At 34.7% G+C, this 22,974-nt stretch carries 16 protein-coding genes; 11 read left to right on the top strand and 5 right to left on the bottom strand.

What is annotated here, in order from left to right:
• Window positions 1–66 precede the first annotated feature (66 nt).
• On the top strand, window positions 67–558 hold the full coding sequence (locus IC221_RS00790) for a hypothetical protein (protein WP_044208051.1): 492 nt from the start codon (window positions 67–69) through the stop codon (window positions 556–558).
• 341 nt (window positions 559–899) lie between these two features.
• A complete protein-coding gene (locus tag IC221_RS00785) occupies window positions 900–1,796 on the top strand; it encodes a 3-hydroxyacyl-CoA dehydrogenase NAD-binding domain-containing protein (RefSeq protein WP_188167144.1) in 897 nt (298 codons plus the stop codon).
• A gap of 90 nt (window positions 1,797–1,886) precedes the next feature.
• On the opposite strand, the gene gatC is transcribed toward IC221_RS00785, so the two are convergent.
• Entirely contained in the window at window positions 1,887–2,174 is a 288-nt protein-coding gene (gatC, locus tag IC221_RS00780; protein ID WP_044208046.1) for an Asp-tRNA(Asn)/Glu-tRNA(Gln) amidotransferase subunit GatC, read from the bottom strand.
• Window positions 2,175–2,254: 80 nt separating this feature from the next.
• Window positions 2,255–3,001 (bottom strand): 1-acyl-sn-glycerol-3-phosphate acyltransferase, encoded by a 747-nt coding sequence (locus IC221_RS00775; protein ID WP_188167143.1) that lies wholly within the window; start codon window positions 2,999–3,001, stop codon window positions 2,255–2,257.
• A 375-nt stretch (window positions 3,002–3,376) separates the two neighbouring features.
• Here IC221_RS00775 and uvrA point away from each other — a divergent pair, with 375 nt between their 5' ends.
• The 5 genes from uvrA (at window position 3,377) to IC221_RS00750 (ending at window position 9,376) form a co-directional block, all read left to right on the top strand.
• On the top strand, window positions 3,377–6,196 hold the full coding sequence (gene uvrA / locus IC221_RS00770) for an excinuclease ABC subunit UvrA (RefSeq protein ID WP_188167142.1): 2,820 nt from the start codon (window positions 3,377–3,379) through the stop codon (window positions 6,194–6,196).
• Between the two features lie 11 nt (window positions 6,197–6,207).
• Entirely contained in the window at window positions 6,208–6,774 is a 567-nt protein-coding gene (cobC, locus tag IC221_RS00765) for an alpha-ribazole phosphatase family protein (protein WP_082026607.1), read from the top strand.
• Window positions 6,775–6,780: 6 nt separating this feature from the next.
• Window positions 6,781–7,527: a ScpA family protein gene (locus tag IC221_RS00760; protein WP_172665889.1), complete on the top strand. Its 747-nt coding sequence runs from the start codon at window positions 6,781–6,783 to the stop codon at window positions 7,525–7,527.
• Window positions 7,511–8,611 carry a hypothetical protein gene (locus IC221_RS00755; RefSeq protein ID WP_188167141.1) on the top strand — a complete coding sequence of 367 codons (1,101 nt, stop codon included), beginning with the start codon at window positions 7,511–7,513 and terminating at the stop codon, window positions 8,609–8,611. The genes IC221_RS00760 and IC221_RS00755 overlap by 17 nt, the downstream gene beginning before the upstream one ends.
• A gap of 81 nt (window positions 8,612–8,692) precedes the next feature.
• The gene (locus IC221_RS00750) at window positions 8,693–9,376 is read left to right on the top strand and encodes a spondin domain-containing protein (protein WP_188167140.1); all 684 of its coding nucleotides are present in this window, start codon (window positions 8,693–8,695) and stop codon (window positions 9,374–9,376) included.
• A 93-nt stretch (window positions 9,377–9,469) separates the two neighbouring features.
• On the opposite strand, the gene IC221_RS00745 is transcribed toward IC221_RS00750, so the two are convergent.
• The 3 genes from IC221_RS00745 to IC221_RS00735 form a co-directional block, all read right to left on the bottom strand.
• Window positions 9,470–9,973: a glycine zipper domain-containing protein gene (locus IC221_RS00745; protein WP_188167139.1), complete on the bottom strand. Its 504-nt coding sequence runs from the start codon at window positions 9,971–9,973 to the stop codon at window positions 9,470–9,472.
• 120 nt (window positions 9,974–10,093) lie between these two features.
• On the bottom strand, window positions 10,094–10,975 hold the full coding sequence (locus IC221_RS00740) for a mechanosensitive ion channel family protein (protein WP_188167138.1): 882 nt from the start codon (window positions 10,973–10,975) through the stop codon (window positions 10,094–10,096).
• A gap of 329 nt (window positions 10,976–11,304) precedes the next feature.
• Window positions 11,305–12,852, bottom strand: coding sequence for a S41 family peptidase (locus IC221_RS00735; protein WP_223241253.1), 1,548 nt, complete (start codon window positions 12,850–12,852; stop codon window positions 11,305–11,307).
• A gap of 528 nt (window positions 12,853–13,380) precedes the next feature.
• On the opposite strand from IC221_RS00735, the gene IC221_RS00730 reads away from it, so the two are divergent.
• The 4 genes from IC221_RS00730 to IC221_RS00715 all read left to right on the top strand — a co-directional run bounded on the left by IC221_RS00730 (window position 13,381) and on the right by IC221_RS00715 (window position 22,424).
• Window positions 13,381–14,925, top strand: coding sequence for a DUF5723 family protein (locus IC221_RS00730; protein WP_188167136.1), 1,545 nt, complete (start codon window positions 13,381–13,383; stop codon window positions 14,923–14,925).
• 94 nt (window positions 14,926–15,019) lie between these two features.
• Window positions 15,020–18,172, top strand: a complete 3,153-nt coding sequence (locus IC221_RS00725) for a hypothetical protein (protein WP_188167135.1) — start codon at window positions 15,020–15,022, stop codon at window positions 18,170–18,172.
• A gap of 226 nt (window positions 18,173–18,398) precedes the next feature.
• Window positions 18,399–21,167 (top strand): TonB-dependent receptor, encoded by a 2,769-nt coding sequence (locus tag IC221_RS00720; protein WP_188167134.1) that lies wholly within the window; start codon window positions 18,399–18,401, stop codon window positions 21,165–21,167.
• Window positions 21,168–21,209: 42 nt separating this feature from the next.
• On the top strand, window positions 21,210–22,424 hold the full coding sequence (locus IC221_RS00715; RefSeq protein WP_188167133.1) for a hypothetical protein: 1,215 nt from the start codon (window positions 21,210–21,212) through the stop codon (window positions 22,422–22,424).
• Window positions 22,425–22,974: the final 550 nt, after the last annotated feature.

Here is a 22,974-nt window from a genome sequence, read left to right as displayed (position 1 = left end):
ACTCATTTAAGAACTCAGCTCATTTTCTAACGTTGATAAAACTTGAATATAAGATAACAAGATATTATGAAAAAACTTATTGGTACTATACTCGCTCTTTTTGTATGCTTAAACTTGTTCGCTCAAAATCCTTCATTAACAAGTAAAGTTCAAGGTCAAAATATGGACTTTGAAACTATTAAAACCTTAATCAAAGCTGAAAAAAGAGGAGTTCTTAAAGAGAATATGAACTTATCAGAAGCTGAAGCTGACAAATTTTGGCCTGTTTATGATAAATATGAATATGAACAAAGTCAATTATTAAATGAACAGTATGCACTATTAAAAGAATATGCAGAAAGCTTTGAAACTTTGGATGAGAAGAGAACTGAAGAGTTGATGAATACCAGTTTCAAGCTTAATAAAAAAGAAATTGCTTTGAACCAGAAGTATTTTAAAGCAATGAAAAAAGTGGTTTCTACACAAACAGCAGCTCGTTTTGTTCAAATAATGGGACAACTCAATACTGTCATCGACTTAAGCATGACACAAGAGCTACCGTTAGTCAATAATTTATAGATCATTTCCGTTGCTAAAACAACGTAATACATAAATCAAAAGAAAGTCATTCCAGATTAAAAAGGAATGACTTTTTTTGTGCCCTCACTAGCTGTAAGTTTTCTACTCTAAAGCTTCCATTCTTTTTTCCGTCCCATTTTCTATTTTTAATTTTCCGTGAGATAAAATTTTCTTTTCAGCTGCCTTATTTTATCCATTAAAATTTATTTATATTTGATTAAATTAAGATCAAATTCGCTTCCGTACTTTTTATAAAAAGATGGAAAGTGAAAGCTATTATTTATGCTCTAAGCTATGGAGGTGTATTTAATAACAATTAAGCTGTAACTTCGTTTTATTCTATGCTTTTAAAATCAATAACTATCGCAGGTGCTGATACTTTAGGTTCAGAAATTTCATGGTACATTGCCTTTAATGGCTACCGTGTAAAATTATACGACACCTCAGATATTGGTTTAGAAATTGGTAAGGCGCTTCACGAAAAGTTTGCTGCCTCATTTTTGGAAAAGTTTACTTCCAATAGAGAGCAAGTTGATACCACTTTAAAAAATATTCATTACACCAGTGATCTCGAAGAAGCCTGTCAAGAATGTGATTTATTTATAGAATCTATTCCTGAAAAAATGGAAGCTAAAATCGAATTTTATAAAGCTATCTCTCAATTTATCTCCCCAACTACGATTGTCGCATCAAATAGTGATTCTTTTATTCCAAGTGATTTAGCACCACATTTCAAGCATCCACTACAATTAGTAGGGGCTCATTTTACTAATGTGATTTGGGAAAATAGGCTTGTAGAAATAATGGGACACCCGGATACTGATATTTTGGTCATTGAATCATTAATTCACTTTATCAAAAATTTAAATATCCTCCCTATTGTATTACAAAAAGAAAACAGTGGATATCTTTTAAATTCACTTCTTATTCCAATGCTTTCTACTGCATTAACTATGCTTCGGAAAGGAATTGCCTCTTTTGAAGACATCGATAAATCATGGATGGCTATTGGAAATAAATATGGACCTTTTATCATTATAGATGCCGTTGGCCTAGATACGGTCTATAACATTGAAAAATATTGGGGAGAGAAAGACAATGATCAAAAACGTGCCTCTAACGCTGAGTTTTTACAAAACGAATATATAAAGAAAGGAAAGCTGGGGATGATCTCAGGAGAAGGTTTCTACAAATACCCTAATCCTCTGTTCAGTAGAGATTCTTTCCTAAAAATATGAAGTTAGTTTCGAGATTTATACAATAAAAAAAACTTCTCAAGTTTCACACTTCAGAAGTTTTATTTTTGCTTGTACTATTATCGTCGACTATTAATCTAATACCTTAGGCACTCTGAAAAAATCTGCATCCTTTTTCGGTGCATTTTTCAAAGCATCATCATGACTAAGTGTATATTTAGCTTCGTCTTCTCTCCAAACACTTTGTTCTTGTGTCATATGAGTTAGAGGTGCTACACCTTCCGTATCAACCTCTTCCAATTTTGCTACCCACTCCACAATTTCATTCATGCTTTTCAGCATTTTCTCCTCACTTTTCTCATCCATCTCCAGGCGAGCCAAATGAGCAATTTTTTCTATAGCTTCTTTATCAATAATCATAAAATAAATAGCTTAATTTTTCACTCTAAAACACTAAGTACGTCATTTTTTAATAATTCTGTAAAATTTATAGTAATATTTTACAAATTATATTCCTTAGGATAACGTGTTTTTAGTTCTGTTTCGATTACTTCTTTAACCTTTACTCTTAACTCTGCTACATCTTTGAGTGTCATTCCCTTGGTAGGAATGGGTTCATGCTGAACAAGAATTAAAGGAGACCATGAAAGTCTTGGAGCCAATGCAGGCCATATTTTCCAATTACTCACAATGGTAACCGGAACGACTGGTCGCTGAGCACGAATGGCAAGAATAAATGCTCCATCTTTAAATTTATTCAATGTAGGCGGAGTTCTATTTTGTGTTCCTTCTGGAAATACACCGATACTAAACCCTTGCTCCAATTTGGTAAGGCACTTTCTAAACATTTCTTCTGTCTTTTCAGGATTTCCTCTATCCACACAGATATGCAGATTTCTGAACATCCAGCCAAATAGTGGAGCAGTCGCTAAACTCCTTTTCCCCAGAAAAACCACAAATTGATTAACGATCAGCTGAACTGCAGGTATATCTAAAAAAGAAGAATGATTAGACACAAATATATAAGGCTCAGAATTATTGAGCTTTGTTTTTCTGATACGTTTTACTGGAACCAAGATCATGACATAAGTAAATACTGCCCATAATCTATTTACATAATAAGTCGCTTTAAGCAGTTTATTGTTGGATGACCAGATGATGATAGCAAAAAATGGATAAAGTAGTATCAAACCCAATGCAAACATACTAAGTCCCCAAACCAAATATAGTTTTAGAATAAATGCCATTTTAAAAAATCATAACAAAAGCACATTTTACACTACGAAAAACATGCTCTTAAAACTAACTAAAAATTGGAAAAAATATTTCTCGTCGAGTGTATATAGTAATTTAAAGTTAAGAGTAGATTAAGCCTCTACTTTACAAAATAAACAATTGAATTTTGTATTCCACATACTCAATTGCAGAAGTAACCGTTCAAAAATCATGAAAACAATTAGCATTTAAAAAAAACTGACATGATTTTTATTACTTTTTTTTTTCGGTGACAGAATTAAGGTGCTTTTTAAAAAAATGATGTAGATATTTCATCTTTCATAGTCAAAATTAAAGATAGATCGCTTAATTTTATACTCTGTAGTTCAGTAAATATCCATTCTTATATGCAGTCGGTAGATCAATTAAATCCTAAAGATTTTATTATTGTAAAAGGGGCAAAAGTAAACAACCTAAAAAGTGTTGACGTTGCTATTCCAAGAAACAGTTTTGTAGTCATTACAGGTGTTTCTGGATCAGGAAAATCATCATTAGCTTTTGACACTCTTTTTGCTGAAGGCCAACGTATGTATGTGGAAAGCTTGAGCTCATATGCTCGACAGTTTTTAGGAAGGATGGAAAAACCTGAGGTAGAATACATCAGAGGAATTTGCCCTGCCATTGCTGTAGAGCAAAAAGTTTCCACTAAAAATCCTAGGTCTACTGTAGGGACTACCACTGAAATCTACGATTACCTAAAACTCCTCTTTGCAAGAATTGGTAAAACTTACTCCCCTATTTCAGGGCAAGAAGTAGCCAAATCTTCCGTAACAGATATTGTCAATTATATTTATTCTTTTGAAGAAGGAAGTCGATTTGTCGTATCCTGCCCTTTGGGTTTACAAGAAGGACGAGAAATTGATGTAGTCTTAAAACTTCTCCTCCAACAAGGATTTACAAGAGTTATTCTTAAAGGTGAGATTGTTTATATCGAAGAACTGATTGATCAACTGGAAAAAGGTGAAAAAATCATTTTAGATGACCTTGAAATGTTGATTGATAGAAATGCAGTAAAGCATGGAGATGAGGAAAATCAATTCCGAATTGCTGACTCTGTTCAAACTGCTTTGTTTGAAGGTCGTGGAGAATGTAAAATCGAATTTGTAAGAAGAGGTGAAGAGAGCATTATCAAAACTTTCTCTGATAAATTTGAAGCAGATGGAATGACCTTCGAAGAACCAAGTGTCAATCTTTTTAGTTTCAACAACCCTTATGGTGCTTGTAAAAGATGCGAGGGATTTGGTAAAGTTTTAGGAATCGATGAAGACTTGGTCATTCCTGATAAATCACTCTCCATTGTTGACGATGCCATTATTCCATGGAGAACAGAGACGATGAAAAAGTGGTTAAAGCCACTTTTAGATACTGCACATGAAACCAATTTCCCTATTTTCAGATCTTACAGTGAATTGACTGTAGATGAAAAAGATATTCTTTGGAAAGGAAAAGGAAAGTTTAAAGGAATCAACGCTTTCTTTGATCATTTAGAATCGAAAAAACATAAAATTCAGTACAGAGTGATGCTATCTAGATACAGAGGTAGAACGACTTGTCCTGAATGCCACGGTTCGAGATTAAGAAAGGATGCTTCTTACGTGAAAGTAGATGGTAAATCTATTGTAGATGTTGTGTTGATGCCAATTGCAGAAAGTGAAACCTTCTTCAATACCATCAACCTCAGTGAACACGATCACAAAATTGCAGACCGCTTATTGGCGGAAATTAAAAACCGCCTAAAATATATGAATAAAGTTGGTTTGGGGTATTTGACGCTCAACCGACTTACTTCCACTTTATCCGGTGGTGAATATCAGCGTATCAAATTAGCCACTTCCTTGGGGAGTGCCTTGGTGGGTTCTATGTACATTCTAGATGAGCCAAGTATCGGACTTCATCCTAGAGATACTCAAAACTTGATTTCTGTACTTTTAGAATTAAAAAAATTAGGGAATACAGTAATTGTTGTAGAACACGAAGAGGAAGTCATGAAAGCAGCAGATCAGATTATTGATATTGGACCTGATGCAGGAACCTATGGCGGTGAACTCCGTTTTCAAGGATCTATTGAAGAAGCTATAAAACATCCTGATACCTCTCACACTACTTTATATTTGAGTGGAAAATCAAGTATACCTACTCCAGAAAAACGCAGGGAATGGAAGGAGTATATTGAAATTAAGGGAGCAAGAGAGAATAATCTCAAAAATGTAAATGCAAAGTTCCCGCTAGGAACCGTTACTTGTATCACGGGAGTATCGGGATCAGGAAAATCTACTTTAGTTAAAAAATGTCTTACACCTGCTTTACTGAGAGCACTAGGGCAGCATACAGAGGAAAAACCAAAGATTGATCAAATCGAAGGGAATATTTCATCCGTTAATAGAGTAGAATTTGTAGATCAAAATCCAATTGGGAAATCTTCAAGATCCAACCCTGTCACTTATGTCAAAGCTTATGATGCTATTCGTGAGTTATTCTCCAAACAAGAATTATCTGTTCAAAGAGGTTACAAACCTGCCTTTTTCTCTTTCAATGTAGATGGAGGTAGATGTGAAGCTTGTCAAGGTGAAGGAACTACCAAAATCGAAATGCAGTTTATGGCTGACATTTATCTTCCTTGTGAAAGCTGTAATGGTGATCGCTTCAAAAAAGAAATTCTTGATGTTAAGTATAAAGAGAAAAGTATTTCAGATATACTACGCATGAGTGTGGATGATGCTGTAGCATTTTTCAGTGATCAAAAGAAAATCATCCAACGTTTACAACCACTTCTTGATGTAGGTTTAGGGTACGTTCAACTTGGACAATCTTCTAATACACTCAGTGGAGGTGAAGCACAAAGGGTGAAATTAGCTTCTTTCCTAGCCAAAGGAACATTAAAGGAAAGTGAAAAAGTATTGTTTATCTTTGATGAACCGACTACAGGACTTCACTTCCATGATATTGATAAGCTATTAAAATCTATCAACGCTCTAATTGATAAAGGACACTCTGCAATTATCATTGAACATAATGTAGAAGTGATCAAAACAGCAGATTGGGTGATTGATATTGGACCTGAAGGTGGTAAAAATGGTGGTACTATTGTTTTTGAGGGAAAACCAGATGATCTTATCAAAATCAAAGAAGGCTACACTGCACAGTACTTACAATCGGCAATGCAATAAAGCTTAAAACTATGAGCATGACAATTTATCTTATCAGGCACACAACTCCTGATATTGATGCTAACACAGTACTTTACGGACAAACGGACTTAGATGTGGTGGATACTTTTGAAGAAGAAGTTAAAACCATAAAAGAAACCATTGATGACGTGCAATTCAACTCAGTTTACTACAGTCCACTTAAAAGGTGTAAGCTACTCGCTACAACTTTGAGGTGTGATATGAAAGTATGCGAACCTAGACTGATGGAAATTTCCTATGGTGATTGGGAAATGAAGAAGTTTGCCGACATTAAAACTGAACTAGCACAATGGTCAAAAGAATTTGATGAAGTTGCTGCTCCAAATGGTGAGTCGCTAGAGATGGTACAAGAGCGTTTGGTTTCTTTCTGGAATGAAATCAACAATTATAAAGAAGGAGAAAAAATTGCCTTAGTTGCACATGGTGTAGTCATGAGAGTTTTTTTAGCTCATTTTTTAGAAATGCCACTTAAAAATATATTCAGGCTTCAATTTCACTTTGGGAAAGTAATCAAACTGTCATTGAACGAGTCTGGTCGTATCCACTTACATTTATAATTTTTCATGAGTTTCGAAATCAATCTTCCCATTTTCGAAGGTCCTTTTGACCTTTTACTTTTCTTTATTCAAAGAGATGAATTGGATATTCATGATATTCCTATCTACAGTATCACCAATGACTTTATGGAATATATGGCGGAAATGGAACGATTGAATATAGAACTAGCCAGCGACTTTATAGTTGTAGCTGCAACCTTGATGAGAATCAAGGCAAAAATGCTATTACCAAGGGTGGAAAAAGATGAAGAAGGAAATGACATTGACCCTAGGGATGAATTGGTGAAACACCTTTTGGAATACATGAAATACAAATCTGTTCTGAACACTTTAGAAGAATGGGAGGCAGACATGCTTGACCGTGAAAAAAGAGGAAATATTCAGACAGAAGTAAAACAACTTGAAGAGGAAATAGGTGTTGAACAAGAATTACAAGATATTGACCTCTTCAAATTACTCAAGTTTTATCAAACTGCTTTAAGAAAGGCAGAAGCTAGAGAAAATGCTCCCCGACATCAGGTTGTACCTTATCCTTATTCTCAAGAAGAACGCCAAGATACAATCATCAAAAGATTGGAGACTCGTAAAGAATTTTCATTTATGGAACTTATTCAAGAAGACTTCAATAATGTTTCCATCGTATTTAATTTCCTGGCCGTACTCGAACTTCTCTCTCAAAACAAAATCACAATCGTAGTACATGAAGGATTTAATAATTTTGATATTAAACGATTAGATGATCAGGCGGCTTAGAGATTTTGTCAACCAACAAAATATTTTCAGTCTACAACTGATCATATCACTATTATGGATTAGTGTACAATGGATCTGTTTCCAAAAGTTTAATATAAAAGAAGGGGCTGATTCACCTCTTTATTTACAAGCAGGCCAAGATCTAATAGAAGGTACCTTTGTAGCCGATCGAAGAATTTGGTATTTAGGATATTGTCTATACATCGCTTTCATCAAACTATTTACAGATTCAATTACGGTTATCGCTATTGGACAATTGATCATTGCTTATTGTAGTATGATCCTCTTTTTTCGTTTACTTTTCTATAATTTCAAAGATCAATTTTTAGCCTTTTGTGGTGTACTCATGTATTTAGGTTGGATTCCTTTACATGAATGGAATTTTATACTTTACACAGAATCGATATTTACCTCTTTGAGTATTATTACGGTTTATCTCATCTTTAAGAAGAAGTATTGGAGCGGAATAGTAATTGGTATTTTATGTATTCTTACTCGCCCAAACGGCATCTTATTTCTCCTCAGTTTTTGTATCACACTTTTTATCCTTCAACGAAAAACCAACTACAAATATGTATTTTTGATTGCCTTTCTTTTTTTGGGATTGCTTATCAATGAAATGCTCGCTTACTATGGGCCTTTAATGATCGAAGGCTACTTGCTTCCTGAGATTATTTATTTTCAAGAAACGCTCAAAATCAAACCTTTAGACAACCCCTATTTACCTTCAAAAGAACTTGGGATAATTACTCAATTGTTCTTATTCGCCTTTAAAAACTTTACTTACTTCCTAAAAATAAGTATTGTTAAAGGCAGCCTCTTTATGACGCACATCAAGCCCTACTACTCTCTTTCACATAACCTGTATAGTATTCTTTTCTTATACCCCATTTACATCTTTGCGGTAGTAGGAATTAAGAAAAGTAATCTCACCAAAGTCGAGCTTTTTGGATTAATATATTTTCTCCTGCAGTTGTTCACAATAAGTATCACAAGTGAAAACTGGGACGGACGCTTCTTACCTCCTGTACTTCCTTTTGTATTTATGTTAAGTACAAAAGGGTTAAAAAAAGTTTTTCTTTAAATGTGAACTTCTTCACATCTCGTGGGTTTATAATAAAGTATATTTATTCCAACAAAATTTAAATTGCTACAAAAATATATTATGAAAAACCTACGAATTCTCTCTCTATTACTCATCGGAATTTTATTTGGCTGTTCGGATGATGATGATAATGTACAACCTCCTGGTGGAAGTGATCCAACAACTGCTACCTATAAAATTACCTATCAGGGGACTTGGTCTTCAAGTTCTCACCCAACAGATTATCCGAGTAACTCTCATTTTTCAGGTGTTATTGGAATGGCACATACGGCAGACACTACACTTTTTAAAGAAAATACATTAGCCACTAATGGCATTAAAGTAATGGCAGAAACGGGAGGAAAATCGCCTCTCACTGCAGAGATCCTTGATATTATTTCTACTGGAAAAGCCGATTTCTTAATTAGTGAAGGAGGATTATCTTCTGGTACTGCAAAAATTGAATTTGAAATTACAGTAAGTAGTGACCATAGTTATGTGAGTTTAGTTTCTATGATTGCCCCAAGCCCTGATTGGTTTGTTGCTGTAGAAAACTTAGACCTTTATGCCGATAATGAATGGGTTGACGATGTAACCATCACACCTATACACTATGATTCGGGGACTGATGATGGTGAAACCTTTACATCACCGAATGCTCCATCTGATCCGGTAGTCAATATCTTCGAAATTACATCGGCTCCTTTAGGAAATGGTACTGAAGTAACACCTGCAGTTGCGACCTTCAGATTTCAAAAAATTTAGTACACTATAAAAAAAAGAGTGATGTAGAAAGGTGCTATACATCACACTCATTTCTCATCACTCTTTATTATTTCATTCTATTATTTTTTTGTGCTATTGCACAGTATAACCTTTACCACTCATACAAGCCGTAAATGCTTTATTAAAATTATCTTTTAATTCTTTTTCCTGTTGAGCCGCTACCTCATTATTATGAGCTTGTTCTTTTGCATCACCATACACCTTTGCCCTTCTACCTTTCAAACCTCCTACAACAGACCCGATCGCAGCTCCTTTTCCTGCATCGCCAGCAATAGCACCAACTGCTGCACCTGCAGCCGCTCCTCCTGCTGCACCAACAACCATTGATCCATCTGCAGAAGTATCAGCCTGTTTTGCCTCAACTTTTGTCGGGTTCATAGGATCATAACCTGTTTGTTGGATGGCCCATTTATAACAAGCCATTTCATCAGCATCCAATGTTGCTTGATCTTGCCCATCAGAAGGAAATACAAATAAGCCTAAACTTTTGGCAATTGAAGTATTTGTTGCTGTTTGAGCATAAATAGTAAAAGATGAAAATACGATCAAATGGAAAACAAGAAGTAACTTTTTCATATTAGATTAGAATTGATTTGTTCTTATTGAAAACTATAAATTGTTCAACGACAAACATTTCATCAAGACTATCAAAATATGACTGAAGTATATCAAATTACCACTAATTTAGTATGATCTCTAACTTTTTACAGATTCTAATTGTTCCCAACCATCTCTTAGATTTAAATCTCTTTGAGGGAATGGTATTTCAATGTTTTCTTTTCTGAATCTTTTAAAAAGGGCGTAATACACTTGGCTTTTCAAGATATCTGGCTTTGAATAATAATTGACTGTCCAGATGTTCAATGTGAAATTAATGGAACTATCTCCCCATTCTGTAAAAATCAAATCTGGAGTAGGAAATTGGAGTATTCCTTCAATCTTATGTGCTTCTTCCAATGCTATTTTTCTAATTCTTTCCGGATCTTCTTTGTACGACACACCTATTGGAATCCTTAATCTTACACTTTTTTCATTATAACTCCAGTTCACTACATTATTAGAAATAAAGTGAGAGTTAGGTACAATTACAGTAATATTATCATTCGTTCTTATCGTTGAAGATCTAGATGAAATCTCAACTATACGTCCTCTAACATCACCCACTTCTACCATATCACCTACTTTTATGGGTTGTTCAAAAAGGATGATAATACCCGATAAAAAGTTATCTGCAATAGTCTGTAAACCAAAACCAATACCTACACCTAGAGAGGCAATCAAAACATGTAGAGAACTTAGGTCAATACCAGTACTTTGAATGATAATCGCACAACCAACTACAATTGTAGAGTACCGCACCAAAATTCCTATATTATAACTAATAGCTTCATCTACATGGTATTTTAATAAGATTTTATCTACCAATATGTCTCTTAATTTTTTGGACAAGTAGAATACCAAGACAATGAAAAAAATTACCTGTAAAATAGAGAGTGGAGTAAATGTTTTGCCTCCAATTTCAAATGTATATGTGAAGATTTTTAATATGTTATCTATAAACTGATTGTTAGCGAACATAATAGTTAGAATTATAAAATTTCATCTAAAAAGATTGGATAAGTCTCGATAGACCACACTGACTGTAACAATGATAAACTTAAGAGTGGCTATAAATCACAATCCATTTGCTTGTTGTTGTATAAGCAGTTGAACAATAAAAATTGGAAGTTTTAGATTTGCTTTTCCTGCCCTGATTAGGCAAAAATAATACTCCACCTCCTCCCAATTTCAAATTTGCAACAGCTTAATTACTACTTCAAAAATAGTACAAAGTAACTTTTGTAGAATACACAATATAAAAAAAGGCTATCATTTCTGATAACCTTCTTTTAAAAAGAATCTATTTTTTAGTTTGATGTCAGAATCTTCTGATATCTTTCTTTGTCATTCAATACCTTCACTGCTTCAATAACATCTACGTCAGCATTGAATGTAGATTCGATCTCACCTGATTCTAAATAATATCTCTTACAAATTTCAGCTTGTAAAACATCTTTGATCTCAGATTTGAATTTTATAACATCAGACTCTTTATTATGATAAATTTTCTTCTTTAAAGTTTCAATTTCTTCTTGAATGTCATCATAATACTTATCTTCTTTAGCACTCTCTTCAAGCTCTTTTACAGAAACTTCCACTTTTGTTTTATAACCGTAATCCTTGTCTTTCAACCAAGCGATAAAGTCATCAAACTCTTGATCCGTGATTTCAAAATCTCTTGCAGAAGCAATAGATTCATGCTCATAATGGTATTTTGTAGCATAATCGAAAATCAATCCCTTTAAAATCAAACTAATTGAAATTTGAGCAAAGTTAAAAGGCTTCACTTTGATGTCTGGAGCAACGCCACCTCCATCTAAAACTACTCTTCCGTTTGCTGTTGTAAATTGCTCTCTTAAAGAATCTGCAACTACAATGGCTTCGCCCTCTTCATTTCTATGGCTATAATCAATAGCTTGAATACATCTGCCACTTGGAATGTAATATTTAGCAACCGTTACTTTCAATCTAGAATTATAATCTAATGGGCGTGTAGCCTGTACTAAACCTTTACCAAATGACCTTGACCCTAACAATACTCCACGATCATAATCCTGAATTGAGCCAGAAACAATTTCTGCAGCCGAAGCACTTCCTCCGTTGATCAAAACAGCAATAGGAATTTCTGTATCTAGAGGAGCATTCATCGCTTTGTAAGTCTTATTCCAATCCTCAATACGTCCCTTAGTATACACTACATCAGAACCTTTAGGTACAAATAAGTTTACAATATTTACAGCTTCATTCAATAAACCTCCAGGGTTTCCTCTAAGATCTAGAATCACTTTTGAAGCACCTCTATCTTTCAATTCTGTTAATGCGTCTCCTACCTCTTGGCTGGCATTCCTCGTAAAATCACTTAACTGAATTAATCCAACATCATCTGTTACCATACCATAATAAGGTACATTATTGATTTGAATTTTTTCTCTCTTTACTGGTACATCAAACGAAGCTTCCTTTCCATATCTTTTGATGGTCAAGACTACCTCACTTCCAGCTTGACCTTTTAAATACTTGCTGATCTCTTCAGTGCCCTTTCCCTTCATTTCTTCACCGTCCACTTTTTCTATGATATCTCCAATTTGAAGGCCGGCCTCATAAGCAGGGTAACCTTCATTAGGAAGTAAAACGGTAATATTGCCTCCTCTATTTCCAACAACAACACCAAGACCACCATATTCACCAGTAGTCATTGTACGGTAATCTTCAATTTTATCTTCAGGAATATAATTGGTATAAGGGTCCAAAGTAGCCAACATTGCTTCAATGCCGGTAGTCATCATCTCCGATGGGTTAACATCGTCCACATAGTAGGTATTGACTTCTTGGTATAATTGAGCGAATATTTTCATGTTCTTCGCTATTTCAAAGTAATGGTTGCTAACCTTGTTACTTGAAAAAGAAAAGAAAAAAAGTGCTAGAAAACTAATGCCCGCAAAAACAACAAACTTTTTTCTTTTATTCATTTTTGATGATTCTTTTTAATATAGATAAGGGAAGATAGCAATAGCAGTAATTTTTTGAATTTACTCTATCTTTCAAAAGTAAAACTTTATTACCAAAAATTTCTCCATACTCATCAACTAATTTAAGTTAAGAAATATAGAATTAAGTATTAAGCCAAAAATAAATTTTATCCAATTATTTTTTATTTTTTGTGAGTTCTATCCAAAAAGTAAGTCCACTAGCAGTAGTAAAGTGATTATCAATAACAAAATAAAGATAGAATTAGTGCAAAGTAACTTCGGGTAGTACATATTTTTCACATTTGTTTAAAAAATATTGCTCGATTAATTATATTTACGTTTCTTAACACTACTGTTCACAGTGTTCTTGGTACTTTACTATTAAATAGGCCAAAAAACTATCTTCAGACTTTTATGAAATCATATAAAGAAAATATATATTTTTCACTCACTTTCAGTTTATTATTGCTCTTTTCAAATCAAATCTACGCTCAAAGTGAAGGAAGTGTTTACTCAGTGACTGGTCGTGGTGGCGTGGGTACAACTTTCGTGACTGACTATCAAGCTATTGGTATTAACCCTGCCAACATCGGAATCAAAAAAAACTATAGAGATCCAAAATTCACTTTCGGATTATTAGAAGGAAATGTTGCGTTTAGCTCTGAAGCCATCAACACAAATGAATTGTTGGGTGCAATGACCAATTTCAGAACTGATCGTTTTGATTATGCCAAAAGAGAAGAAGCTATCAATAAATTCAGTAATAACAGTACCAACGTAGATGCCAATGTGATGCTCTTTGGTTTTAGCTGGAGAATGCCCAAGAAATATGGAGGTATAGCATTTAGCGTTAGAGACAGAGTAAGTACATATACTGTAACAAATCCATTTACTGCCGAATTAATATTTATGGGAGCAGCAAGTAGTTACTTTCCAAAATTAAAAATGGCAAATGGTGATATCATCGATAACCCTAGACACACTGGAGGTACATTGACGGATGATCAATTAGATCAGGTTCAAGCAGGTTTTTTCGAAAACCCTGATGATGAACAATCTTTTTCTTCGGTCTTGGATGGTACAAAAATGAAATCTACTTGGATCCGTGAATTCAATTTTTCTTATGGTGGGCAATTACTTGAAACTTATGACTTATCCATTTATGGAGGTTTCGGCGTTCGCTATTTACAAGGTTTATTGATTATGGATTTTGATGTAAACCAAAACGGTGAATTCCAAAGTCCAGTATTCTCGTCTTCTTTTGTAAACCCTGTTGATGTTTTAACTAACGGATTAGTCGAAGATGATTTTGACAGCAGACCTCTTTCGGAAAAGTTGGTAAATCCAAAACCTGCTGGTGAAGGATTCGGGCTTGATTTTGGACTTACTTTTGTCATCAAAAGAAATTTAAAAATTGGTGTAGCACTCAATAACTACGGGGAAATGAACTGGACTGGTCAAATTTACTCGGTAGGTGACCTTACTTTAGGTAGAGTAAATGGTCAGGGTGTGGACAACTATAATATTTTTGTACAAAACGAAGGAACTTTTCAATTAGCAGGTAGTAACTCAGCTGTAGAATGGGAAAAAAAAGAGGGCAACCAAAGAGTGGATTTACCGACAACCATCAGAGTTGGTGCTAGTTATGAATTCTTCCGTTTAGTACATGTAGGTGTAGACGTTATTATACCTCAAAATGATGCTCCTGGTAACTTACAAAAACCTCTTTATGCCATAGGCGGTGATTTTAAACCTTTTAAAACATTATCATTCTCCACTGGATTTAACATTGGAGGAAACAACGACACATTCAAACTTCCAATTGGTGTTACCTACTCTGCAAGAAAAGGTTTTTATGAAGTAGGTATATCTACACATGATATTCTTTCTTACTTCTCACTTTCTGGAAACTCAAGTACAATTTCTATCGCAGCTGCGGCGTTAAGATTTAAACTTTAATAGCGTTTTTTTAGATTCTGCTTAGATGATTTGGAAGGAAAAAAAGTTCTTGCCCAATATTTGCAGTATGCCATATTAAATTTTCCAGATTGTCATGAAATTTCAACTTAAATATATTTTTTCATTTCTATTACTCACTCTTTGCCTGCAACATTTCTCAATCGCACAAGTTGGTGTAAGTATTGAAGAGGGTGAGTTAACCAATAAGAAAAAAGTTCAACTTAATATTAATATTCCTGAAGCCTACAAAATGAAAATCAGTGAAAACTTTGATTTCAGTGATTGTAAATGGATTGGCTATCAAAAAACATATTATTGGACGCTTTCTGAAGGTGATGGAGCAAAAGAAATTTTCTTCAAGTTTCAACTAAAAAATGGAACCACCACCAATACTTTTGTGGCTTTTGTTCATTTAGACACAAAACCACCTTACAGAGGTAGAGTGAACTTTTCAAGAGGTAATTATACCAAGTATAGAAATGTAGAAATTGACTTCAAGTGCGAAGAAGCAACTTGGATGAATTTAAGTAATACAGGCGTTTTTAATGATAAAGACTGGAGACCCTTTAGAAAACACCTTAATACATGGTTACTACTTCCTGGTGATGGTGTAAAAAAAATACATGTAAAATTCAAAGACAATGCAGGTAACGAAACAAAAGTTTACGTTGACCATATCAAACTAGACACTAAACCTCCAATCGCTCAATCTCTTGATATTGTACCTGATTATTCCATTTTGGATAAAGAAACAGGTATTAAATATGTCAACTCCCATAATAGACAGGTTGCTCTTGAAATGAGTGCAAAAGATGCTGAATACATGAAAATCAGTAATAGTCTTAATTTCTATGGACAGAAATGGAGAAGGTATAGAGATTACATGGAAGATTGGACTATGGAAGATGATGTATTTGAGGGCTATAAAAGAGTATATATCCGATTTAGAGATAAAGCCGGTAATGAGTCTGGACTGATCAATACTGCGATTTATATCGATACAAAACCTCCAATTAACCCAAGAATTGCCATCAATAATGGAGACGAATACACAAAGTCTACAAATGTAAGCTTACAATTACACGCTACTCATGGTCATGAAATGCGTATTTCAAATGATAAAGATTTTCATACTGCAGGTGATTGGGAACCTTTCTCTAAGGTAAAGATGTGGACTTTAGAAGAAGGAGAAAGTGGTGACCGTGAAGTATGGATTAAATATAGGGATAGAGCCAAAAACCAATCAAGGCCAATTATGGCTAAAATACACTATGACAAAGATCCTCCAACACATGGTCGTATTAAGATTTTTGGTAGAGGCAAAACTACTGACAATAAAGTAAGAGTGAGAGTCAATGCACATGAAGCACTTATGATGAAAGTAGGATTAGCCGAAGAGTTTGATAATGCGTATTGGAGAGAGTTTTCTACAGCTCCTTTCGATCTTTTCATTGGTAACAAAGGTGGATACAGAACAGTAAAAGTACAATTTAGAGACCGTGCAAGAAATGTTTCAGAAATCTATGCAGACTCTATCTATAAAGAGGTAAGACCTCTTAGCCCTAGAATTAGCTTGGATAATAATAATGAATATAATACAAGAGGAGACGGAAAAGTAGAAATAGGACTATTCTGTTTGAATGCTACTCACATGAAGGTGGGTTCTGATGAAAGTTTGGAAAGTGTAGAATGGCAAGAGTATACAAATAAAGTCACGCATTACCTCCATGACCCTGATGGTGTAAAAACTATTTATGCCAAATTTAAATCAGAAACAGGAACGGAAAGTCAGATTGTGAAAGACCATATCATTTGGGATAAGACTCCTCCATTGAATACTTCTATTGATCTTGAAGTATTACCTACTGAGTCTCGTATTTATTATACCAAAGATTATGTTGTGAAAGTCAAGGCTGAAACTGCCGTGGCGATGCAAATCACTGAAGATTCAACGTTTTACACTGCTTCGTGGAAACCTTATACTGAACTTCCGTTTTATTACGGTATGAGTGTAAAAGGTGGTCCTATTGGTTATAGAACTTTATATGTCCGCTTTAAGGATTTTGTGGGTAATTTATCAGAACCTCTTGTTGAGAAGCTGTATTTTGATGCAACCTCACCACAAGATATCAATGTAAAAATCAATGTTCCTGAATTACCTGAACAAATTACTGTACCAAGTCAATTTACCTTTATAAGAGATGTTGCCTTGGATATGGAGTTCAAAGTTGATTCAGCCTATTACATGAGAGTATCTGATCATCCTTATTGGGAAGGAACAGAATGGCTACCTTACCAAGAAAATTACAACTATCCTTTGGTGGGCGAAGAAGGAAAGAAAAGAATTTACATTCAGTTTAAAGATAACTACGACAACGTTACACGAATTGTAAAAAGAGATATTGTTTGGGACCGAGACCCTCCATCAAAACCTAGACTTGTGATTGATGGTGGAAACTTTTATACAAGAGCCAACAATAGAGAAGTTGTACTCAACCCAATCTGCGAATCTGCTGATTTTATGGTTATATCTAATAATGCAGACTTCTCTGATGCCTATTGGACACATTACCGTTCGCGAATAAAATGGTTGTTACCTGAAGGTGATGGTGAAAAGACGGTATATGCTAAGTATTATGATTATGCAGGTAATGAATCTTTTGAAACGAGAAGTGAAATCATTTTAGACAGAACCATCCCAATGGCTACGGAAATTAGCATTAATAATAATGAGCCATCAACAGGAGAAGTTGAAGTGACTCTTCAGTTAAATGCTGAACATGCCACAGAGATGATTATCTGTAACGATTATAGTTTCGCCTCTCCATCTACTTGGGAACCTTTCAGGCATACCAAAAAATGGAAATTGAATAACCAAGACGGTGTTGCGAAAGTTTATTTTAAAGTAAAAAACCAAGCTGGCACTGTTTCAAAACCTATTTCTGCTTCTATCATTTTAGATACAAGTCACCCAATTCTTCATCATATGGAGTTTAATGACCGTGCAACTGGTACAGAATCTCTGACGGTCACTGTAAAAACAAAAGTATCCGATGATACTGTAGAAATGCAATTGTCCAACTCCAAGGATTTTTCAACTGCTCAATGGGTCAATTACCAACCTGAGATCGAATGGACTTTAGCAGGTAGAGGAAGGCAACATGTTTGGGTAAGATTCAAAGATGAAAATGGTAATATTAGTCAAGCATTAAGTAAAGATATAGTGGTATTCGAAAATGTAAAATAATACCTCACAACAAGCTAAATCAATGTATTCACTGTTATACTGATTTAGCTTTTTTTAGGTTTAACATGCGTTATATAAATTAACAACTACCACAATCACAACATTTTAACAAGTTAACATTAACATCATACACATTTTTTTCAGTTCATAAAATCTTCATTTTTTGTATAAATCGATGAGATCTATTTCGTCTACTTTTGCCGACGTAAATAAAACCGATTAACAAATGAAGAAATTTTTTTTCCTAATTTTATTAACTTCAATTGGACTGACATCTTGGGCACAAAAGGGTACAATCTCAGGTACCGTCTTCGATGCTGACACTGGCGAAGAAATTATAGGAGCAAGTGTAATTATTAAAGGGACCAACACCGGTGCCTCCACTGATATATACGGACAGTTTTCTTTTTTAGCAGAAGCTGGTCAAAAAGAAATCCTAGCTACTTTCATCGGCTACAAAACTGTCATCAAAACAGTCAATGTCGTAGAAGGACAGAAACATCAATTAAGATTTAATTTAGAAGTAGACGCACAAGAACTTGATGCCGTCGAAATTGTAGCCAAGGCCAATACTGAAAGTGCTGAAGCTTTAATGGTACAGCGTAAAAATGCCGATGTCATGATCGAATCTATCGGAGCTGAAGAAATGTCTGTAAAAGGTGTTTCTGACGTGGAGGGTGCCATGACAAAAATGACAGGTGTGGCAAAAGTCAGAGGTAAAGGACTTTATGTAAGAGGCCTCGGAGATCGTTATAATATTGCAACCATGAACGGTTTACCTGTTCCCTCTACTAACCCTGATTTAAAAGTAATTCCATTATCCATCTTTCCTACGGACTTGGTAAAAAATATTGGAGTATCAAAAACAGCAACTCCTGAATTGTACGGAGACTTTGCAGGTGCCAATATTGATATTACCTTAAAAGATTATCCTGACGACGCTTTTTTTACAATAGGAATTTCAGGAGCTTTTAACACATTAGCTACTTTCAATGATTTTAAAACGCACAAAGACGGACAATACGAATCATTTGGCTTTAATGGTAATGCAAGACAACGACCTGAAGGTGGAGTCCCTACAATCACTCCAAACGGTGAGCCAGGAGCATATAATACATCATGGTCTCCAACAACAGCAACAGCACCATTAAACATTGGTTTAAATGCTTCTGGTGGTAAATCATGGGATATTGGAGATGAAAGTGTTTTCGGTATTATCGGATCGTTAGCTCACAATAACAAATACGAATACAGAGATGGTCGTTTTGCTGCTTACAATGCACAAGCCACTCCTTATGTAGATTATGACCGTGAAGAATGGATTTACTCTACCAATACTTCTGCATTATTAAACCTTACTTTCGAGCTTAATAACAAACATAAATTCAAACTAAATAATATTGTTGTCAACGAATCATTTAACTCAGTTGATGAGAACTATGGTTACAACAATGACTTGGATACTGAAACATTATTCGCAAGAAGAAATACCTACCTTCAAAATACCATATTTGTAAATCAATTCTCAGGTGATCATAAGTTTATGGAAAATGATCGACTACATTTCACTTGGGGAGTTTCAAGAACTGCTACACTATCACAAGAACCTGACAGAAGACAATTATTATTCTCTGATAAATCTGTAGACGGTAAAGAAGTCAACTTATTCACTCGTAATGCTTTTGATAATCACCGCTATTGGGGTGAAATGAACGAAGTAGAATATGCAGCAAGAACGGATTTTTCAATTGGTTTAGGTGCTTTTAATAATGAACATGATGCCTTTAGAAGCACTTTGAGGTTTGGCTACCAAATGAAATCAAAAAACAGAGAATTTGAATGGTTCCAAACAAATATTAGATCGAGTAGTGCAGTCGTAAGAGGGATCAATTCTGAAGATCCGAATGCTAGAATCAATGAGTGGATTCAAAATGAAACCATTTTCTACTCTCCTTTTACAATTCCGAACAATTATTTCCAGGCAAAAATGGATGTACATTCCTTCTACACTGGGTATGACTATGATATCATGCCAAACAAATTAAAGATGAATGTAGGAGTAAGAACGGAAATTGGGGAACAGTATGTAAAATATAAAATGCAAGGTGATCTGATTGCTGATCCTTACAGAGAAGATAGTTATGAATCCGTTGAATTCTTACCTTCCTTCAATTTAAAATATGCTCTGGATGAAAGGTCGAATATGAGATTTGCTGCCAGCAAAACAATCACAAGACCTGGAATGAGAGAGTTGATTCCTTTCGAATACCAAACTGTTGTAGGTGGTGAAGCGATTATTGGTAATCCTAATTTGAAAAATGCTCAGAACTATAATGTCGATTTGAAATATGAAATTTTCCCTAACTCTGGTGAATTGTTCTCAGTAGGTTTATTTGGTAAATACTTAGATAATCCAATCGAGAAAGTAGCTAGACCATCAGCTGGAAACGTTTACTCTTTTGATAATATCGGAACAGCAACAGTAGCAGGAATTGAAGTAGAATTCGAAAAATCATTAGGATCAATCATCAATAACGGTTCTGAAGCTTTAAGAAAAACTACAATTGGTATGAATGGTACTTTTATGTACTCACAAATGACCATTTCTGATGATATTAATACCATTGTAACCAACAGACAAAGAGCATTACAAGGTGCTTCTCCATTTATTATCAATGCCAACGTAGGGTATCAACAAGACTGGAATAATGGAAATATTAATTCCATCTTCACATTGACCTACACAACATTTGGTGATAGAATTTTTGCCGCTGGTGCAATGGGAGCCGGAGATATTTACGAGAAGTCATTCGGTACATTGGACTTCATTGTCAGAAACAAAATCAAAGATGCATTAAGTTTCAATGTATCTGCTAAAAACCTCTTAAATCCATCTATCGAACGTTACCAAAAGTTTGAGGACGGTACAACAAAACAAGTCTCAGCTTATAAGCTTGGAATGGAACTAGGTGTAGGGTTGTCTTACACATTTTAATAAAACAATTTTTAAGTCTTTTTTCTAAAACCTTTCAATCAAATGAAAAACTTTGTACAAAAATTTGCAGCTATCTCAATGTTAGCCTCTGTTCTTGTTGCATGTAACAACAACGATGAAACTACTGAAGATCCTTCACAAAGCGAAGGTGAAATCTTAGCCGCAAAATTGACTGAACAACAACCTATCGCTATTGATGGAGAAGCTACAGGATGGACTCCAGGTGAATGGGCCGTAGGTGTGGATTTCCCAGGTACTGACGTTTCTGATGTAACAGCTGACAATGCTACGGGAACTCTTCCTAGAGATATCAGCGAAGATCTTACTTTAGAAGAAAATTCTACTTGGATCTTATCAGGTGGTGTTCACGTTAGAAACCAAGCTACTTTGACAATCAACCCAGGAGTAAGAATTGTAGATCTTGAAGGTGATGATGTAGCATACTTAATGGTTGAGCAAGGAGCTAAAATTGAAGCAAACGGTACTGCCGAAAACATGATTGTATTCACTTCTCAAGATCAAATTCCTGGTTCATGGGGTGGTATTATCATTAATGGTTATGCACCTATCAATGTAGAAGGTGGAAAAGCTCACCCAGAAGTTGGTACAGGTATCGACGGTGAAGAGTTATGGTATGGTGGAGAAAATCCTACAGATGACTCAGGATCGCTATCTTACATCCGTTTAGAGTTTGGTGGTAACGAAATTACTACAGACAAAGAGCACAATGGATTTACTTTCAACGGTGTTGGTAACAATACTGAATGTCACCACTTACAAGCTCATAAAGGTGATGACGATGGGTTTGAATGGTTTGGTGGTACTGCCAACGCATCATATTTAGTTTCTACAGACAACAAAGATGATCAATTTGACTGGACTGAAGGTTGGACAGGTACTTTAGAAAATGCGTATGCTCATGTTGCTGAAGGTTGTGACCGTGGTTTCGAAGGAGACAACAACTCACAAAACCATGAGGCAACTCCTTATTCTCACCCAACTTTGAAAAACATCACAGTAATTGCTGAAGAGAACGGTTCTGACTCTCAAGGTTTCAAAATCCGTGTAGGTTCTAAAGTAACGATGGATAACGTGATCGTGAAAGGTTTCCCTACAGGTGTATCTATCGAGCATGATGTTACATTGAAGCATGTTGATAATACTTACAACGCAGATGCTGATGATTTCACTGTAACTAACTTACATGTATCTGAGTCTTCAGAAACAGATATCGAATACAAAGCTTCAAGACAATAATTAGCTGTAGTTAGATAATATATAAGGGCCTTTACTGAATCATAGTAAGGGTCCTTTACAAACAGCATTTTGGAATTTAAACCACCCATTATTTAAAGGTCTATTTTCTATTATAAAGATAGTTAAGCGTACGGCTATTTTTTATTTACAATTCTTCATTTTAGTGAATGAGTCGTACAAAATAGATAGAAGTTGAGAGATCTATCTACTATTAACTGTTCCAAAATCACATTATCAATAAAACCCCTTCTTGTAACATTATGTAGTAAGAAGGGGCTTTTTATTTGATTTATTCCAATAAATAATATAAATTAAAGAATATTCAATTAACGTCAATTTTACCCTAATTCAATGATCCAACAAGTCAATACGTTCATGTCTAATTTGCTAATGCTTTTTTTACTATCATTCTTACTGGAATACTTAGTAGTTGAATCAAGCGAACTTACCTTATCAGGTTTTACAATACGAGCAATGGTTTTTACAGTAGTATACGGAATAGTGTATTTACCTTACTCTAAAAAATTTTCATAAAAAAAAACACTCACTT

The sequence above is a fragment of the Flammeovirga sp. EKP202 genome (assembly GCF_014534745.1).
Lineage (GTDB): Bacteria > Bacteroidota > Bacteroidia > Cytophagales > Flammeovirgaceae > Flammeovirga.
The sequence above is the reverse complement of the archived record's forward strand: the minus strand, read 5'-3'. Positions and strand labels throughout refer to the sequence as shown.

Excerpts from the sequence above, each read along its gene's own strand:
- IC221_RS00790 (WP_044208051.1), top strand. The coding sequence starts at position 67 with ATGAAAAAACTTATTGGTACTATACTCGCTCTTTTTGTATGCTTAAAC.
- IC221_RS00785 (WP_188167144.1), top strand. The coding sequence starts at position 900 with ATGCTTTTAAAATCAATAACTATCGCAGGTGCTGATACTTTAGGTTCA.
- gatC (WP_044208046.1), bottom strand. The coding sequence starts at position 2,174 with ATGATTATTGATAAAGAAGCTATAGAAAAAATTGCTCATTTGGCTCGC.
- IC221_RS00775 (WP_188167143.1), bottom strand. The coding sequence starts at position 3,001 with ATGGCATTTATTCTAAAACTATATTTGGTTTGGGGACTTAGTATGTTT.
- uvrA (WP_188167142.1), top strand. The coding sequence starts at position 3,377 with ATGCAGTCGGTAGATCAATTAAATCCTAAAGATTTTATTATTGTAAAA.
- cobC (WP_082026607.1), top strand. The coding sequence starts at position 6,208 with ATGAGCATGACAATTTATCTTATCAGGCACACAACTCCTGATATTGAT.
- IC221_RS00760 (WP_172665889.1), top strand. The coding sequence starts at position 6,781 with ATGAGTTTCGAAATCAATCTTCCCATTTTCGAAGGTCCTTTTGACCTT.
- IC221_RS00755 (WP_188167141.1), top strand. The coding sequence starts at position 7,511 with ATGATCAGGCGGCTTAGAGATTTTGTCAACCAACAAAATATTTTCAGT.
- IC221_RS00750 (WP_188167140.1), top strand. The coding sequence starts at position 8,693 with ATGAAAAACCTACGAATTCTCTCTCTATTACTCATCGGAATTTTATTT.
- IC221_RS00745 (WP_188167139.1), bottom strand. The coding sequence starts at position 9,973 with ATGAAAAAGTTACTTCTTGTTTTCCATTTGATCGTATTTTCATCTTTT.
- IC221_RS00740 (WP_188167138.1), bottom strand. The coding sequence starts at position 10,975 with ATGTTCGCTAACAATCAGTTTATAGATAACATATTAAAAATCTTCACA.
- IC221_RS00735 (WP_223241253.1), bottom strand. The coding sequence starts at position 12,852 with ATGAAAATATTCGCTCAATTATACCAAGAAGTCAATACCTACTATGTG.
- IC221_RS00730 (WP_188167136.1), top strand. The coding sequence starts at position 13,381 with ATGAAATCATATAAAGAAAATATATATTTTTCACTCACTTTCAGTTTA.
- IC221_RS00725 (WP_188167135.1), top strand. The coding sequence starts at position 15,020 with ATGAAATTTCAACTTAAATATATTTTTTCATTTCTATTACTCACTCTT.
- IC221_RS00720 (WP_188167134.1), top strand. The coding sequence starts at position 18,399 with ATGAAGAAATTTTTTTTCCTAATTTTATTAACTTCAATTGGACTGACA.
- IC221_RS00715 (WP_188167133.1), top strand. The coding sequence starts at position 21,210 with ATGAAAAACTTTGTACAAAAATTTGCAGCTATCTCAATGTTAGCCTCT.